Genomic DNA, 16,812 nt, shown 5'->3' on the forward strand with positions numbered 1-16,812 from the left:
TTAAAAAAGCATTGGAGGAAATTATGCAACAAAAATGTAAATTTGCCAGGGATCTATGGTCACAATTAGATGCATTACGAATGGGCATGAATTATACCGTTGAAGATACTGAAAAACCACAAGTTCTTATTGATGACTGTTATGGAGAAAGTCATCCGGGTAGTTATCACCTCGATAGTTTAGGTTATGAAGTTGTTCTTGGCGTGCATGAACGAGGCGGTCGTTCAGTACGTAGCCATGTTACAGATATTTGTGATGGCTGGGGACAAGGTCATGATGGCATGAATTATATCTTAGCATCAAGAGAAGCGATTGCTAATATGGTCGAAATTCATGGTTCTGTCATACCATATGATGCAGCAGTACTTATTTCTAGTTGTGATAAATCAGTACCTGCTCACCTTATTGCAGCTGCACGACTTGACATACCGTTAGTTCATGTTCCTGGTGGTTCAATGCGCCCTGCTCCTAATATGACGACATCAGACTTAGGCGGTGCCACTGCGCAATATAAAAAAGGTGAGATTGATATCAAACAAATTCAAACCTTACAAAGATGTGGTTGTCCTACCGCTGGTGCATGTCAATTCATGGGTACCGCAAGTACAATGCAATGCATGTCAGAAGCACTCGGGTTAGCACTACCAGGAAGCGCATTAGCACCTTCGACCATGTCTGAAATTCGCAGGATGGCTAGATCTGCTGGCCACCATGCCATGTATTTAGCCAAAGAAGGAATAACCTCTCGTAAAATACTTACACCTGCAGCATTTGAAAATGCCATTAAAGTACACGCAGCTATCAGTGGTAGTACAAATGCGCTGATTCATTTACCGGCTATCGCACATGCATCAGGATTTGAATTAACCGCAGATGTATTTGATCGCATTAATAATACCGTACCATACCTTACCAATGTACAGCCAAGTGGAAAATACGTAACAGAACTATTATGGTTTGCCGGCGGTATTCCAATGGTTCAATGGATGATTAAGGATTTACTCGATCTTGATGTAATGACAGTTACTGGCCAGTCTTTAGGTGATAATTTGGAAATGATGCAGCAAACCGGTTTCTTTGACCGTAATTTAGGCTATTTGCATAATTACAAATTAGAACGAAATGATTTAATTCGCCAACCTAACAAAGAAAAAATGGGATCCATCGCTGTTTTAAAAGGCAATATAGCGCCAGATGGTGCAGTTATAAAATATACTGCCTGTAGTCCTGATATGCATAAACATACTGGACCAGCCAAAGTTTATAATTCGGAAGAAGCAGCTCAAGAGGCTATTATTAATAATAAGGTTAATCCTGGTGATGTTATTTTCATTTGTTATGAAGGGCCAAAAGGTTCAGGTGCGCCAGAAATGCTAATGACCACAGATGCAATTGTCTTTGATAAGCGTCTTAATGGTAGTGTCGCATTGGTCACCGATGGACGTTTTTCGGGAGCAACACATGGTCCATGCATTGGTCACGTATCTCCTGAAGCGGCGGATGGCGGTCCAATTGCACTTGTTGAAGATAACGATATTGTCGAAATCGATGTGCATGCTAGAAAACTTAATATTATTGGTATTAATGGTGAAATTAAATCTACAGAAGAAATTGCTGAAATATTTACTAAACGTAAGCAAAAATGGACACCTCCCGATTATTCAAAACGAAAAGGTGTATTTAAACAATATACAGAAAGAGCTAAATCATTAATGGCCGGTGCCTATATAGAATAAAATTGATACAAAGTGCCACCTATCTACATTGGTGGCATTTCAAATAATTCACGCTAAAATTTACCTTTAACTATCTCAAATAATAACCTATTTTTTAATACTAAAAACTTATCTATAAAGTTATAGTAGTAGATATTATTGAGTAATAATGATTATACTACCTGTCTCACAATTAAAAATTATTTAAAAAAGCGAGAAACTAAGTGCTAGTAGCGAATAATAATGATGATAATCTTTTGCAAGATCTTATTATCTATTGGACAAACCGAGCGAAAGGATACAGCCAAACTAACCAAGACGAACTGGCAACGGATAAAAGAAAAATCTGGCAAAAGTTAATCTTAAACCATGCTCCTAACAAAAATAAATTGCGGATATTAGACATTGGAACCGGTCCTGGTTTTTTGGCGATTACCTTAGCCTTAGCTGGCCATGAAGTAACCGCAGTTGATGTTACTCAAGCGATGATAGATCAAGCAAAAGACAATGCCTCTCAATATCGGGTAAAAGTGAATTTTGTTTTATCAGATGTTCATTGCTTACCGTTTGACGATAATCATTTTGATTTAATTGTGTTACGTAATGTAACCTGGAACCTAAGTAATCCCACAGTAGCTTATCAAGAATGGTTTCGGGTACTAAATTCTCAAGGAAAATTACTTAATTTTGATGCAAACTGGTACTTATTTCTTTTTAATAAAGATCTTCATTCACAATACATGCAAGACCGAGAAAATACAGCCAATTGTGGTATAGACGATCATTATCGCCAAACCGATACCCACGAAATGGAACGGATCGCCAGATTACTACCGTTAAGTCAAAAAATCAGACCTGAATGGGATATGAATATCCTACAATCAATCGGCTATAAAAATATTCATATTCACAACGATATATCCAAGATAGTTTGGGATGAAATTGAACAAATTAATTATCATTCAACACCAATGTTTTTAATAATGGCGGAAAAAGCGTAAAAATATATTTCACATAGAAATATGATTACTTTAGTTATTGAGATTTTTTTAGTTACTGAGATTTCTTTGTAAAAATAATTAAGGCGTCTATACCATTACGCTAATATTTGAATATTATCTTATTGGCGACTATTAAATCGGTTTTAATTAAAAACGCTTCATGGTATCACTGCAATTTAAAGCACAATCCTCTCATTTGATATCTTTGATAAAGTTATCCATTTTAAATTCCTCTATACTGGAATAAAACGAAAAATTCCAATATAGAGGAATAACCATTTGTTAATTATAAATTTTTTATGATCAACTTCACAATTATGCGATTAAATAGTTGTGCCCAGATTTGATAAACGTAAAATCGACCCATCCAATATACAGGATTAAAGTACAATATATAGGAATGTATGTCTAAAGTACCGGCTTTACAAAGAACAATAAAAATACTTAACTTTATCTCTTCTAAAGGAAGGTGTAGTGCTGCCGAAATAATCAGCAGTCTACAAATACCGAAAAGTTCCGCTTATCTTTTATTAGAAGAACTAAAGTCCTATCAATTTATTAAACAAGATCAGAATGGTGACTATTTTTTATGGATCAAATTAGTCGAGTTAGGTGAACTTGCTTCAAATTGTTTTGATATTAGAGAAATAGCCAAAAAACATCTTGCCAGATTAACCAATAACACCGGGCTTTTAACTCATTTAGGCATTTTAGACAATAAAACCGCTTACTATATTTTGAAATGTGAATCACACAGCACAATCAGTGTTCGTTCTTATGTAGGTAAACAAGTTTCCCTTTACCGTTCAGGGGTAGGTAAGTGCTTATTAGCCTTCCAACCAAGCGAAAAAATAACTGAAATCGTTAACCAGATTACCTTCGAACAAAAAACCGCAAATACAATTATGACATCGAGTTCACTACATACTGAACTGGCCAAGATTCGCCAACAAGGTTGTAGTTTTGATAATGAAGAAGATTATATCAATATCAGATGTATAGCCGCACCTATATTTAATGCACAAAACAATATCGCAGCAGCAATATCAGCGGTAGGAACAACATTTCAAATAACCGACCATGTATTACCGCAAATTACGATTAAAATCAAGGAGTGTGCAAAAGATATCTCAAAAGAATTGGGTTGTCTTATGTACGAATAATTTTTGTAACTTTTAAAGGAGAAAGTAAATGAAGCTACCAAAAATAAAAGAAGTACGAGCTTATTTTATGGGAGGAGCAACCGCCGAGAAAGGTAGTGGCGGGGCAGACTATCACGATCAGGGCGGCCACCACTGGATCGACGACCATATCGCCACGCCAATGAGTAAGTATAAAGAGTATGAGCAATCACGTCAATCTTTTGGTATTAACGTTCTTGGAACACTTATTGTCGAAGTTGAAGCTGATAATGGACAAATTGGATTTGCCGTATCAACCGGCGGAGAAATGGGATGTTTTATTGTTGAAAAACATCTAAATAGATTTATTGAAGGAAAATGTGTTTCTGATATCAAACTAATTCACGACCAAATGATGAATGCCACCATGTATTATTCTGGTTCAGGTGGTTTAGTGATGAACACGATATCATGTGTTGATTTAGCCCTTTGGGATCTATTTGGTAAAGTGACTGATCTACCTGTCTATAAATTATTAGGTGGTGCAGTTCGTGATGAAATTCAATTTTATGCAACTGGTGCTCGCCCCGATTTGGCAAAAGAGATGGGCTTTATTGGTGGCAAGATGCCTACCCATTGGGGACCTAATGACGGTGATCAAGGTATCAAAAAAGATGCTCAAATGGTTGCCGACATGCGCGAAAAGTGCGGACCTGATTTTTGGCTCATGCTTGATTGCTGGATGAGTCAAGACGTAAATTACGCCACAAAACTTGCTTATGCTTGTGCGCCTTATAACTTAAAATGGATTGAAGAATGTTTACCTCCGCAACAATATGAAGGATACCGAGAGTTAAAACGCAATGCACCGCCAGGAATGATGGTGACCTCTGGTGAACATCATGGAACAATTCAATCATTTAGAACATTATCTGAAACTGGAATTGATATCATGCAACCCGATGTTGGTTGGTGTGGTGGCTTAACCACCTTACTTGAAATTGCTGCAATTGCGAAATCAAAAGGACAGCTGGTCGTACCTCATGGTTCATCCGTTTATTCTCACCATGCAGTAATTACCTTTACAAATACCCCATTTAGTGAGTTTTTAATGACAAGTCCGGATTGTTCAACACTCCGTCCACAATTTGATCCAATATTGATTGATGAACCGGTTCCTGTAAATGGAAAAATTCATAAATCGGTACTGGATAAACCTGGATTTGGTGTTGAATTAAATCGTGAATGTAAATTAATTCGTCCTTATTCTCATTAATTATATGAGGAAAAAGAAGTTTATTTATTGATTTATTGCAGTTTTAAAAGGAGTTTAAAACTGCGATTTTAGATTAAATAAAATTATTTTCCTCATCTACACATTATTTATATCTCTGTCATTTTTATGGAGAGGGGGTTTTTTATGTCTAATATTCTCGAAAAAGCGGTAAGCAAAACCCGTTTAAGACTGGTGCCATTCATGTTAATACTCTACGTATTAGCATTTTTAGACCGTGCAAATATTGGTTTTGCCAAATCGGCATATCAATTAGATACCGGACTAAGTAATGAAGCATTTGCACTTGGAGCAGGTATTTTCTTCGTGGCTTATGCCTTTTTAGGCGCACCAGCCAATTTATTAATGCGTAAATTTGGTGCTCGTTACTGGATTGGCGGTACAACTTTAGTATGGGGATTATTATCCGCTGCCATGGCTTATGCTGATTCTGAATGGAAATTTTTAACGGTTCGTGTACTGCTTGGTATGGCTGAAGCTGGTTTCTTCCCTGGTATGATCTATTTAACTTCGCAATGGTTCCCACAAAAACATCGTGCCGGAATAATGGGGTTATTTTATATGGGGGCACCTTTGGCGCTAACATTTGGCTCACCGCTATCAGGGGCTTTGTTAGAGATGCATGGCTTTTTAGATCATCCTGGTTGGTACTGGATGTTTATTATCGAAGGTATTCTTGCTGTTATAGCAGGTGTTGTCACTTTTATTTACCTTGATGACAAGATCAGTCATGCTAGATTTTTAAATGAAGATGAAAAACAAGCATTACAAGAAAAATTATCATCAGAAGAGAGTGTCAAAACCACCTCTAAAATAATCGATGCTATCAGTAATGTCACCGTTTGGCATCTAGCCATTATTTACATGATAATTCAAATAAGTGTTTACGGGCTTATTTTCTTTTTACCAACACAAGTTGCTCAATTAATGGGAACAACGGTTGGTTTTAAAGCCTCACTGGTCGCAGCAATTCCTTGGATTGCTGCATTATTCGGTACTTATTTTATTCCTCGATATTCAGACAAAGTTGGAGAAAGGAGAAATATCGCTGCTATAACATTATTGGTAGCGGGTTTAGGTATTGGAATTTCCGCACTGGCTAGCCCTATCATTGCAATTATTGCTCTTTGTTTTGCCGCAATTGGTTTTATTGCGGTACAACCTGTTTTTTGGACTATACCAACCAACCTGTTATCTGGAGCAGCCCTAGCTGCAGGCATAGGATTTATTAATATGTTTGGGGCATTTGGTGGTTTTTTCGCGCCAATTATTCGGGTAAAAGCAGAAACGCTTTTTGATAACAATATAGCAGGTTTACTAACTTTAGCAGTGATAACAATAGTCGGCACTATCACTATATTCATGCTAAAACAAACTAACAAAAATAGTTAACCAACTGAGCTTATTGATTTTATCAATAAGCTCCTAATACATTAGGAATAACATAATGAAAAAACTATTGGAAAACAAATTCAAACAAGAAATTACTCAAGGAAATTTACAAATTGGTCTTTGGTTATCTTCAGCGACATCTTATATGGCTGAAATTGCTGCAACCTCAGAATATGATTGGTTACTACTTGATGGTGAACATGCACCAAATACAGCACAAACCTTACTCACCCAGCTACAAGCAATCGCTCCATATGCCAGTCATCCTGTAGTACGACCTTTAGAAGGCAGTCAGGCTAACATTAAACAGATTCTAGATATTGGTTCTCAGACTTTATTAATACCGATGGTCGAAACAGGTGAACAATCCAAAGCTGTCGTTTCAGCGACACGTTATCCACCCGAAGGAACTCGCGGCGTAGGCGCCAGTGTGGCCAGAGCTGCCCGCTGGGGAAAAATTGAAAAGTACATGCAACAAGTCAACGATTCACTCTGTCTATTAGTACAAGTAGAAAGTAAAAAAGCCCTCGAAAATCTTGATGAAATCGTTATGACCGACGGGGTAGATGGCGTATTTATTGGCCCGGCCGATTTATCGGCATCCTTAGGTTATCCTGATAATGCTGGACATCCAGATGTACAAAAAATTATCGAAAAAACAATTAAAAGGATTAGGCAATTAGGTAAAGCGGCTGGATTTTTAGCGGTTGATATCGAAATGGCGCAAAAATGTATCTCATGGGGAGCAAATTTCGTTGCTGTTGGCGTGGATACTATGTTGTATATGCAGGCGATTGATGAACGATTAAAACACTTTAAACAGTTAAAAAACCCCAATAAATCATCTTCAGTTGCATATTAATAAAGAAAGAGGTTAAAAATGAGTCATAGAATGATTTTGAATCAAACCGCATATTTTGGGGTGAATTCAATCAATAATATTATCGATGAAGTAAAAAAACGCGGTTATCAAAAAGCTTTAGTGGTTACTGATAAAGAACTGATTAAATTTAACGTGGCAACTAAAGTTACTGAGTTACTTGATTCGGCAAAATTAGATTATCAAATATTTGATGAAGTTATGCCGAATCCAACAATAAGTATAGTAAAACAAGGAATAGAGATATTTAAGCAATCAAATGCAGACTATTTAATAGCGATTGGTGGTGGGTCACCGCAAGATACCGCTAAAGCGATTGGAATTGTGATAAATAATCCTGAATTTTCCGATATTCGTAGTTTAGAAGGTTTAGCGCAAACCAAAAAACCATCGATCCCAATCATTGCTATTCCGACAACATCAGGAACAGCAGCGGAAGTGACTATCAATTATGTGATTACCGATGAAGAGAATAAAAGAAAATTTGTCTGTGTGGATCCTCACGATATACCGGTTCTCACTTTGGTTGATCCTAATATGATGATGAGTATGCCAGCTAGTTTAAAAGCAGCAACCGGTATTGACGCACTGACTCATGCAATAGAAGGCTATATCACGAAAGGTGCATGGGAGATGAGTGATATGTTTCATTTGAAAGCCATTGAAATTATCTCTCGTTCACTACGCGATTCAGTAAATGGCGATCTTAATGCCGTTGAGCAAATGGCTTTAGGTCAATATATTGCCGGAATGGGATTCTCCAATGTTGGCCTCGGCTTAGTTCATGGTATGGCGCATCCATTGGGTGCTTTTTATAATGTTCCTCATGGTGTTGCTAATGCAATATTACTTCCACATATCATGCAATATAATGCACCATACACCGGTGAAAAATATCGGCATATAGCCAAAGCAATGGGGATAAAAAATAGTGAAGAGATGTCGATTGAAGATGCTCGAAATGTAGCCGTGAATGCCGTTTTTCAGTTAAATCATGACGTCAAAATACCCACAAATTTACATATGGTTGGCGTAAAGAAGGAAGATATAAAAGCTCTAGCCGAAGCAGCCTATGCTGATGTGTGTACTCAAGGAAATCCAAGAGAAACAAACCTATCAGATATTGAAAAATTATATCATTCTGTTTTTTAATTTTAGTTATTTACTTTGTATGATTAGTAATAGTTAATAATTGTCAAATAGATGGAGTTATTTATTTAATAAATCCATCTATCATCTATCGTTAACGTTAATCGTTAACGTTAATCGTTAATCGTTAATCGTTAATCGTTAATCGTTAATCATCAATTGTCAAATTACGAGTCGTTAAATCAAATGGTGTTAATTGATAAACGTAATAGTTAAGCCAATTACTAAATAGTAAATAGGCATGACTTCGCCATGTCGCTTTTGGCGTTAAATCGGGATTATTTTCTGGGAAGTAGTTATAAGGGATCTCAGGGTTAATACCGGCTTTTAAGTCACGAGAATATTCATTAGCCAAAGTAAATGAGTCATATTCAGGATGACCGGTTACAAACGCCATTCGTTTATCGGCGGTTGCCATTAAGTATGGACCTGTGATTTCTGACTCAGCTAAGATATTTAAATCGGTATAGTTTTTAATTTTATCAATTGGAAAATCAGCATTACGCGAATGTGGTGCTAGAAACGTATCGTCAAAACCTCGGGTTAAAATCGCATTTGGTTGCAAGATTTGGTGTTGATAAACGCCAGATAACTTTTGTGAACGGGTGAATTTCGGTAAATCATAGAGTACATTTAAAGCCGCTTGCACCGCCCAGCAAACAAACATGGTTGAGGTTACATGATCTTTCGCCCAAGTAATTATTTCAGCTAACTTAGGCCAATAGACCACATCGGAAAAAGCAACTTTACCTAATGGTGCGCCAGTGATAATTAGACCATCAAAATTCTGTTCACGAATATCTTCAAAATCACAATAAAAACTATTTAAATGCTCTACAGGGGTATTTTTTGACTCACGCTGATCAATACGTAGTAGTTGAATATTGACTTGTAAAGATGAATTAGAGAGTAGCCGTAAAAACTGATTTTCAGTTTCGATCTTTTTAGGCATTAAATTTAAAAAAAGAAGCTTTAATGGACGAATTTCTTGAGTATTAGCACGCGTTGAGGTCATCACAAATACATTTTCATTACGTAATACATCTACTGCCGGTAATGAATCAGGAATACAGATAGGCATATCAAAAGCTCCTATTAATTACTTTTTATATTAATTACTTTTTATATTAATTATTTTTTATATTAATTACTTTTTATAATTTTTCAAATAGACGTCTAGAAATCTATATAGCTAAATATAGTGGGTTTTAGAAAATTTGTCGAGCGTTTTTATTAGAAATAATAGCCAGGATATTGCCAACAAAATCAGAATAATAGCAAACTTATTGGATTTAACTGTTAACCGTTATCGATAATCTATATAGCAAAGAGGTGAATTTAAATGGCTCGGGTATCGGTCCGCCAAGTATCTGCGGTTAACGCCTCACCAAAATAGCTATTGATAAGTTTTTGTGTGATTTCACTTAGTGGCGAAGCCAAAACTTCAGCAGTATTACCATATTCAACCAATTCACCATTATGCATAACGATAATTTGGTCACTAATATGTTTCATCATGCCAATATCTTGTGTGACATAGACATAAGATATATTTTGTTCTTGTTGTAGCGACAGCATCAAATTAACAATTTGTGAACGCATTGAGATATCTAAAGCCGTTAAAGCTTCATCAAGAATAATCACTTTTGGTTTTAAAATTAAAGCTCTAGCTAACGCAACGCGTTGTTTTTGCCCGGCAGCCATCACAGATGGATAATAAGAGGCGTGTTCCGGCAATAAACCTACTTGTTTTAAAACATCATTAATCAATTTTTCTCGTTCGTGAGCGGTATAATTGGCATTGCGTTTAAGTGGAATTTCCAGTAATTGACCAATGCGAAGTCTTGGATCAAAAGAACTTTCCACATGTTGGAATATCATGCGAATCAGTTGCGAACGATGCCCATAATCGCCATATTCAACTTTATTACCATCGATCCAAATATCGCCACTGTCTGGCTTTATCATACCCACCAACATTTTAGCTAATGTCGATTTTCCGGAACCATTTTGCCCAATAATGGCTAAGGTTTTACCTTCGTTAAGCGAGAACGACAAGGGTTTGACGGCATCAATTTGTAAATGACCAAAGAGTCCTTTAGGGATTTTAAATCGTTTTGATAAATTGCGGACTTTTAATATTGGGTTCATTAACTATTCCTATATCTCAAATTACTCATCAGTATTTAATGGAAAATGGCAGGCTACCGAATGATCTTTTATTGGGATAAGTTCTGGTGCTTGTATACATTTTTTTTGCGCATAAGGGCAACGAGGCCCTAAGCGGCAACCAATAGGTAAATGTTCTAATGATGGAATAACCCCAGGTAAGGTATTTAAAGGGCTTTTATGAGGCATCGCTTTACCAAAATCAGGAATCGCATAAATCAATGCCTGCGTATATGGGTGATAAGGTGATTTAATTAAATCTTCACTATCAGCTACCTCAACGGTTTGTCCGCAATATAGGACATTGATACGATCAGTCCAGCGAGTAACCATCTGTAGATCATGGCTAATGAGTAAAATCGTCGTCCCCATATTCTGATTCATACTGGCCAGCAATCTGAAAATTTGCGCTTCGGTGGTCGCTTCCATGGCGTTAGTTGGTTCATCGGCAATCAGTAATTTAGGTTGATTGGCTAATGCTATAGCAATCATCACTTTTTGACATTCACCTTCGGTTAATTCAAATGGATAGGATTTGAGGATCTCTTTATGATCTTTAATCCCAACGCGATGCAATAATTCAACTGCGCGATTCTTACGCCAAAATAGGCGTTGCCACCAATGGCCTTTAAAGGTTCTGCGAGGAATGGCTTCAATTAACTGTTGGCCGATTTTCATCGAAGGATCCAAGCAAGATTGCGGCTCTTGGAACACCATCGAAATATTATCACTTATCACTTTTCGCCGTTGTTTGGCGGTCAATTTAAGCAAATCGACATCATTAAAATGGAAACGATCAGCGGAAATCTTCCAATTATGGTTATTCACACCTAATATCGCTTTGGCGATCAGACTTTTACCGGAACCCGACTCACCAACCAGACCTCGGATTTCGCCTTCTGATAATTTCAAATTAACCCGATCAATTGCCCGCAACAGGCCATCAGGAGTAATAAACTCAATGGTTAAATTGCGAATGTCTAATAATGCCATAATTAATGCCCTACTCGCTGGCCGTATAATCCAAAATTGAATAAATAAACCAACGTAATTGTAGCAGAAACAGCAATACCCGGCGCTAAAAAAGCCAGCAAATTAACATCAATAATGTCTTTCATTTTAAACATCATCATGCCTAAGTCCGGCCGAGAAAAGTCATTAGCAAAGCCTAAAAAGGTAATGGTGGTAATAGCTAAAATAACCGAACCAAATAATGAAACCACTTCAGCTAAGTAAACCGGTAAAATATTGGGGATAATATAATGATTTAAAATCGAAAATGAAGATAAGCCATCTAAACGATATGCCGTAATATAGGTTTTATTCGACTCTTTTATAACCCGTTGATGGATATTATAAATAAAGCGCGGTGCATAGGATAAACCAATCACAATTAATATATTGGTAATATCATCTTCCAATAACAAACTGATAACAATTACCCCAAGCAATGGCGGTACTACCATAAAAAATCTAAAGATAAATAGAATAAAAGGCCGGATAAATGTGACAAAAAACATTAAATAGTTAATTACGCCACCGATTATAATGACATAAAAAACTGCTTTTAGCGTCATTACAATCGTTGACCGATAACCTATTAATAAATAGTCAAAAATATCCTGTCCTTGCTCAGTAGTTCCTAAAATATGATTAATATCACCATTAGGCCACCAAGCAGGCGGTAAGGAGCTTACATAGATGGGATTTAAATGCGCATGAAAGAACCATTTGGTTGATAATGCAATAAAAGCAATTGCTAAAATCCCATAAAAACTGACAATCAGATATAAATTGCTATGAAGTCGATGGAAGCACGAATTTATTCGCTTACCTAACTGAATTATCCTAGACATAATGTTCCTTATGACGTAATGGATAAATAGCAATAGCCGTTATCTCACCTAATAAAGTTAATAAGCTTATTACCGTTCCACACGCAAGAATGGCTATCGAAATAATAAAATAATTATGATTACGATACGCCATCATCACCCATTGACCTAAACCAACTCGATTAAATAAGATTTCTATCACCATGGTAAAAAACAGTAAAGTCGTGGTGTTATAGGTCAATTGTGGAATGGTAGCCGGAATTGAATTGGGTAATAAATGCCGACGTAATACTTTAAGCGGCGAACGTTCCCGAATAATTGCCATCTTAATATAGTTTTGCCTTGAGGTATTTTTGACGTTTTCACTCACCAGCTGAATGGTCATAATACTTGGCTGAATAGCTAAAATAATGGTTGGCAAAAGTAAATAGTGAAGCTGATCTAACAAAGCCATTAATTTTTCTGGCCTTGATGAGATTAAAATATCAAGCAAAGAGCTACCCGTTACTGATGGTGGTATATCAAAGTTCATAGAAATCGACCATTTCGACGAAAGATAATACATCACAATTGTTGCCAACATCACAATCGGACAAGAATAAAATATCAAACTAGTTAAGCGAATAGTGGTATTCAACCAATTTATATTACTTAATCCAAGAAAAATACCTAAAGGTAAGCCGACAAGTAACGCCACCAATAACGCTAAAATACATAGCTCAAACGTTGTTAATAGGGTATCTAAAAATGGTAAAGTTTCACCAGATGCTAAGCGAAATTGACCTTGTAGTAATTGTTTAAAAAAAGCACTATAGGCATCAAGAAAAGTTAAATCACTAAAAATAGATTGAGGAACAAAGTAAACCAGACAGAAGCTAATCTGGGCAAGCACGCAGATAATGAATAAAAACGTCACTATTTTTTTAAAAATATAGATAATCATTGTTTATCTTTATCATGAGTTAAAAACAACGGTGATATCCATCACCGCTGTTTTAGTTGTCGGCTAATCAGGTATCACCGGTTTACTTGCTGCGGCATAAGCGTGATCTTGGGCGCTTAATCCACCAGCATTACCTTTACCGTCATAGTGATAATCCAATTCTTCTCGAGTCTTTATTTTACTATCAGATTGCACATAATCTGGAGCTGGAGCCTTAGTCATTATTGATGATGAATAACCTGAAGCAGTATCAGCTGTAGATTGGCTGATTTCTTGTTCTGTAGACTGTTTCTCAATATTAGATTGAGTAGCAGATGTTGTGATATTTGATTGCGATATACTTGCAACATCTTGTTTAGCGTTAGCTGAAGAGACCTCATCTTTGATTACAATTGGTAATAACAGTGAAGGGATCACGGTAACAGTGTTACTTGGCTCATCACGACTCACTTGACTATAATCAACCGCTACACGACCTAATGCCAGCTCTAATGAAGCGGCGGCAAACTCTAATGGCATTGCTGACTGTTTTAATTCGGTATTTTTGCCACGTCGTTTAGTCCGAGGGGCATTCATACGCAAATGTCGAGAAGTTCGTCGTTGACGTTTCGGTTGGGCATCAGCGGTTACGTTACTATCGTCTGATTCAGGAACAATAACTGGTACTAATAATGTCGGAATAACGATACGCTCTTTTTCATCTGGTACCGGCGCATCACTATTTTTAACCCGAACGCTCTTAGTTAATGTACGCTGTTGTCGCCTTGGTTTCGCTTCCTTTTGTTTTGGTTGTACCGGTTCACTCGCTACTTTATCGGCTTTAATGTTATTTGCTGTATTAGCGGCATTTGCGGTATTACCATTTTGTTTACTTCGACGATTAGGGCGCGTAGTCTCTTTAACCTCTTCAGTTGCTGTATTATTTGCTACTGAACCATTATTGCTATTACGGTTATTACGTTGACGTCGATTATTTGTACGTTGGTTATCTCGTCGTTTATTTGACTGAGGTTTAACTTCTGGCTTAGGTTCATCCTCTTGAGCAGCAAACAGCTGTTGAAGCTTCTTAAAGAAACCAACAAATAAACCGCTAGATTTTTCAACTTGTTTCGGTTCGGTTTTCGCCTTAGCTGCTTTGCTCGCTTCGACTTTAGGGCCCGATAAAACTGCTTGCTCTACCACCAACTCAGCAACTTGATCTTCTTCCTCTTCTTCAAGTTCACGAATCAGCTTAGGTAAATTGTAACTTAGTACATCGGTCTCTTCACCACTGCGTTTACGAATCACTTTATAAAGCGGTGTTTCCATCTCTTCATCGCCAGCAATAACGATTTTCACATCTGGGTGCATTCTTTCAATATTAGTAATTGCTCGGCGCTTTTCGTTGAGCAAGTAGCTGGCAATTGGCACTGGTACTATTACGTCAATTTGCACGGTATTATCTTTCATCGCTTCTTCTTGAATTAAACGAAGAATTGACAGTGATAATGAATTATTATCACGAACGGTACCGGTTCCTTGACAACGCGGACAAATATGATGGGTTGCTTCTCGCAAAGATGGGCTTAAACGTTGGCGAGACATTTCAAGCAAACCAAAACGGGAAATACGCGTGGTTTGAATTCTTGCTCGGTCAGTTTTCATGGCTTCTTTTAGACGATTTTCGACTTCTCGTTGATTACGAATTGGTGTCATATCAATAAAGTCGATAACAATCAAACCACCTAAATCACGTAAACGTAATTGGCGAGCTATCTCTTCTGCCGCTTCAAGATTAGTATTAAATGCCGTCTCTTCAATATCGCTACCACGAATAGATTTAGCAGAGTTAATATCAATCGCAGTTAATGCTTCGGTCGCATCGATTACAATCGAACCACCAGATGGTAAGCGAACTTCACGTTGGAATGCGGATTCAATCTGACCTTCGATTTGGAAATGGTTAAACAGTGGTACATCACCATCATAAAGTTTAAGGCGACTAACGTACTCAACTCGACCTAAATCAACTAAGCGTTTTTTTGCAATCTCAAGTACTTTTGGATTATCGATAAGAATATCACCGACATCATCACGTAAATAATCACGAAATGCGCGCGTAATAATATCACTTTCTTTATGAATTAAACTTGGTGCGGGATGATTCTTAGACTCATTTTGAATTGCGGTCCAATAATTAACTAAGGCATTTAAATCCTGTTGTAACTCTTCTTGGCTTTTACCTACGCCAGCGGTTCTTGCAATGACGCCCATGCCTTTAGGTTTTTCTAACGCATCGATAACGCGTTTTAGATCAGCGCGCTCTTCACCTTCAATACGACGCGAAACCCCTCCAGCTCTTGGGTCATTTGGCATTAATACTAAGTAGCTACCGGCTAAACTAATATAAGTTGTTAACGCTGCCCCTTTTTTGCCACGAATCTCTTTTTCAATTTGAATAAGGACTTCTTGACCTTCTTGTAAATGTTTAATACTGCGACGGCCAGAAATATTTGAAGGGAAATAGCTTTCAGCGATCTCTTTTAATGGTAAAAAACCATCTCGCTCTCCACCATACGAAACAAAAGCGGCTTCTAAACTAGGATTGATTTTAGTAATTTTGCCTTTATAAATATTGGCTTTTTTTTGTTCGTGACCAAGGCTCTCGATATCTAAATCATACAAGCGTTGGCCATCAACAAGGGCAACGCGCAGCTCTTCTTGCTGTGTTGCGTTGATTAGCATTCTTTTCATTATTCTACACTCTTGATTAATCTAAATTAACTGTAGGTAGAATTTTATTATTAATAAACGCTTATTTTAACAATAATAAACAATAGTACTTAACTAAATATTTCGGTATACCGTATTCATTATTTTATTTGTGTTATTTTTGTTATTATTTTATGTGAAATCAGTATAAATTATACAACATCAATATACTGTTTAACGGTAATATTACATTCAAAACACTTATGTACTGTTTTCAATACCACTAAACTGACAACAATTGATATTATTTCAACGATGAGTTTGCAAATTTCTACAATTTAACAAACCGCAAAATCTTTATATGATTGTTTAAAATAAACATATTAATTAATTATAATAATTCTACTTACGCTATTTTATTTTGACAAACTGTAATGTCTAACGCCATTGCTGCATTACACGGATAAATTATCCCTGCCTATTATTCACGTTTCAGCAGAGGATAGCAAGTAAATTAAACTGATTATTTTATAAACAATTACCTGTTAATTTTAGCTGAGTGCCAAAATCGGTAAGTAGCTTAATCGCAAACGATCTTTTTTGGTTGTTTGCTAAAGGCGAT

General features: G+C 36.7%; 13 protein-coding genes. 7 read left to right on the forward strand and 6 right to left on the reverse strand.

Going from position 1 to position 16,812, the window contains the following annotated elements; translation table 11 throughout:
* Positions 1–23 precede the first annotated feature (23 nt).
* The 7 genes from ilvD (at position 24) to fucO (ending at position 8,555) form a co-directional block, all read left to right on the forward strand.
* On the forward strand, positions 24–1,736 hold the full coding sequence (gene ilvD, locus DKK79_RS12230; protein WP_110424327.1) for a dihydroxy-acid dehydratase: 1,713 nt from the start codon (positions 24–26) through the stop codon (positions 1,734–1,736).
* Between the two features lie 203 nt (positions 1,737–1,939).
* On the forward strand, positions 1,940–2,716 hold the full coding sequence (locus DKK79_RS12235; RefSeq protein ID WP_110424328.1) for a class I SAM-dependent methyltransferase: 777 nt from the start codon (positions 1,940–1,942) through the stop codon (positions 2,714–2,716).
* 404 nt (positions 2,717–3,120) lie between these two features.
* Positions 3,121–3,879 carry an IclR family transcriptional regulator gene (locus DKK79_RS12240; protein WP_110424329.1) on the forward strand — a complete coding sequence of 253 codons (759 nt, stop codon included), beginning with the start codon at positions 3,121–3,123 and terminating at the stop codon, positions 3,877–3,879.
* A 28-nt stretch (positions 3,880–3,907) separates the two neighbouring features.
* Positions 3,908–5,113 (forward strand): L-rhamnonate dehydratase, encoded by a 1,206-nt coding sequence (rhmD, locus tag DKK79_RS12245; protein ID WP_110424330.1) that lies wholly within the window; start codon positions 3,908–3,910, stop codon positions 5,111–5,113.
* Positions 5,114–5,257: 144 nt separating this feature from the next.
* Positions 5,258–6,523 (forward strand): MFS transporter, encoded by a 1,266-nt coding sequence (locus DKK79_RS12250; protein WP_110424331.1) that lies wholly within the window; start codon positions 5,258–5,260, stop codon positions 6,521–6,523.
* A gap of 55 nt (positions 6,524–6,578) precedes the next feature.
* Positions 6,579–7,385 carry a 2-keto-3-deoxy-L-rhamnonate aldolase gene (gene yfaU / locus DKK79_RS12255; protein WP_110424332.1) on the forward strand — a complete coding sequence of 269 codons (807 nt, stop codon included), beginning with the start codon at positions 6,579–6,581 and terminating at the stop codon, positions 7,383–7,385.
* Positions 7,386–7,403: 18 nt separating this feature from the next.
* Complete coding sequence (fucO, locus tag DKK79_RS12260) at positions 7,404–8,555, forward strand: lactaldehyde reductase (protein WP_110424333.1); 1,152 nt, start codon at positions 7,404–7,406, stop codon at positions 8,553–8,555.
* 145 nt (positions 8,556–8,700) lie between these two features.
* Here the strand turns inward: fucO and metA are convergent, their stop codons facing one another.
* From metA to rne, 6 genes are all read right to left on the reverse strand, one after another.
* A complete protein-coding gene (gene metA, locus DKK79_RS12265) occupies positions 8,701–9,633 on the reverse strand; it encodes a homoserine O-acetyltransferase MetA (RefSeq protein ID WP_034883754.1) in 933 nt (310 codons plus the stop codon).
* 257 nt (positions 9,634–9,890) lie between these two features.
* Positions 9,891–10,703 (reverse strand): peptide ABC transporter ATP-binding protein, encoded by an 813-nt coding sequence (locus DKK79_RS12270; protein ID WP_110424334.1) that lies wholly within the window; start codon positions 10,701–10,703, stop codon positions 9,891–9,893.
* A gap of 21 nt (positions 10,704–10,724) precedes the next feature.
* Positions 10,725–11,714, reverse strand: coding sequence for a putrescine export ABC transporter ATP-binding protein SapD (gene sapD, locus DKK79_RS12275; protein WP_034883756.1), 990 nt, complete (start codon positions 11,712–11,714; stop codon positions 10,725–10,727).
* 2 nt (positions 11,715–11,716) lie between these two features.
* On the reverse strand, positions 11,717–12,577 hold the full coding sequence (locus DKK79_RS12280) for an ABC transporter permease subunit (protein ID WP_110424335.1): 861 nt from the start codon (positions 12,575–12,577) through the stop codon (positions 11,717–11,719).
* Positions 12,570–13,499, reverse strand: a complete 930-nt coding sequence (locus tag DKK79_RS12285; RefSeq protein ID WP_034883758.1) for an ABC transporter permease subunit — start codon at positions 13,497–13,499, stop codon at positions 12,570–12,572. The genes DKK79_RS12280 and DKK79_RS12285 overlap by 8 nt, the downstream gene beginning before the upstream one ends.
* Before the next feature lie 63 nt (positions 13,500–13,562).
* A complete protein-coding gene (rne, locus tag DKK79_RS12290; RefSeq protein WP_110424336.1) occupies positions 13,563–16,232 on the reverse strand; it encodes a ribonuclease E in 2,670 nt (889 codons plus the stop codon).
* Between the last annotated feature and the right edge of the window lie 580 nt (positions 16,233–16,812).

The sequence above is a fragment of the Gilliamella apicola genome (genome assembly GCF_003202915.1).
Taxonomy (GTDB): Bacteria; Pseudomonadota; Gammaproteobacteria; order Enterobacterales; family Orbaceae; genus Gilliamella; species Gilliamella apicola_Q.

What these genes read in the sequence shown, in the direction of transcription:
- ilvD (WP_110424327.1), top strand. Translation starts at nt 24, where the DNA reads ATGCAACAAAAATGTAAATTTGCCAGGGATCTATGGTCACAATTAGAT.
- DKK79_RS12240 (WP_110424329.1), top strand. Translation starts at nt 3,121, where the DNA reads ATGTCTAAAGTACCGGCTTTACAAAGAACAATAAAAATACTTAACTTT.
- rhmD (WP_110424330.1), top strand. Translation starts at nt 3,908, where the DNA reads ATGAAGCTACCAAAAATAAAAGAAGTACGAGCTTATTTTATGGGAGGA.
- DKK79_RS12250 (WP_110424331.1), top strand. Translation starts at nt 5,258, where the DNA reads ATGTCTAATATTCTCGAAAAAGCGGTAAGCAAAACCCGTTTAAGACTG.
- yfaU (WP_110424332.1), top strand. Translation starts at nt 6,579, where the DNA reads ATGAAAAAACTATTGGAAAACAAATTCAAACAAGAAATTACTCAAGGA.
- fucO (WP_110424333.1), top strand. Translation starts at nt 7,404, where the DNA reads ATGAGTCATAGAATGATTTTGAATCAAACCGCATATTTTGGGGTGAAT.
- metA (WP_034883754.1), bottom strand. Translation starts at nt 9,633, where the DNA reads ATGCCTATCTGTATTCCTGATTCATTACCGGCAGTAGATGTATTACGT.
- DKK79_RS12270 (WP_110424334.1), bottom strand. Translation starts at nt 10,703, where the DNA reads ATGAACCCAATATTAAAAGTCCGCAATTTATCAAAACGATTTAAAATC.
- sapD (WP_034883756.1), bottom strand. Translation starts at nt 11,714, where the DNA reads ATGGCATTATTAGACATTCGCAATTTAACCATTGAGTTTATTACTCCT.
- DKK79_RS12280 (WP_110424335.1), bottom strand. Translation starts at nt 12,577, where the DNA reads ATGTCTAGGATAATTCAGTTAGGTAAGCGAATAAATTCGTGCTTCCAT.
- DKK79_RS12285 (WP_034883758.1), bottom strand. Translation starts at nt 13,499, where the DNA reads ATGATTATCTATATTTTTAAAAAAATAGTGACGTTTTTATTCATTATC.
- rne (WP_110424336.1), bottom strand. Translation starts at nt 16,232, where the DNA reads ATGAAAAGAATGCTAATCAACGCAACACAGCAAGAAGAGCTGCGCGTT.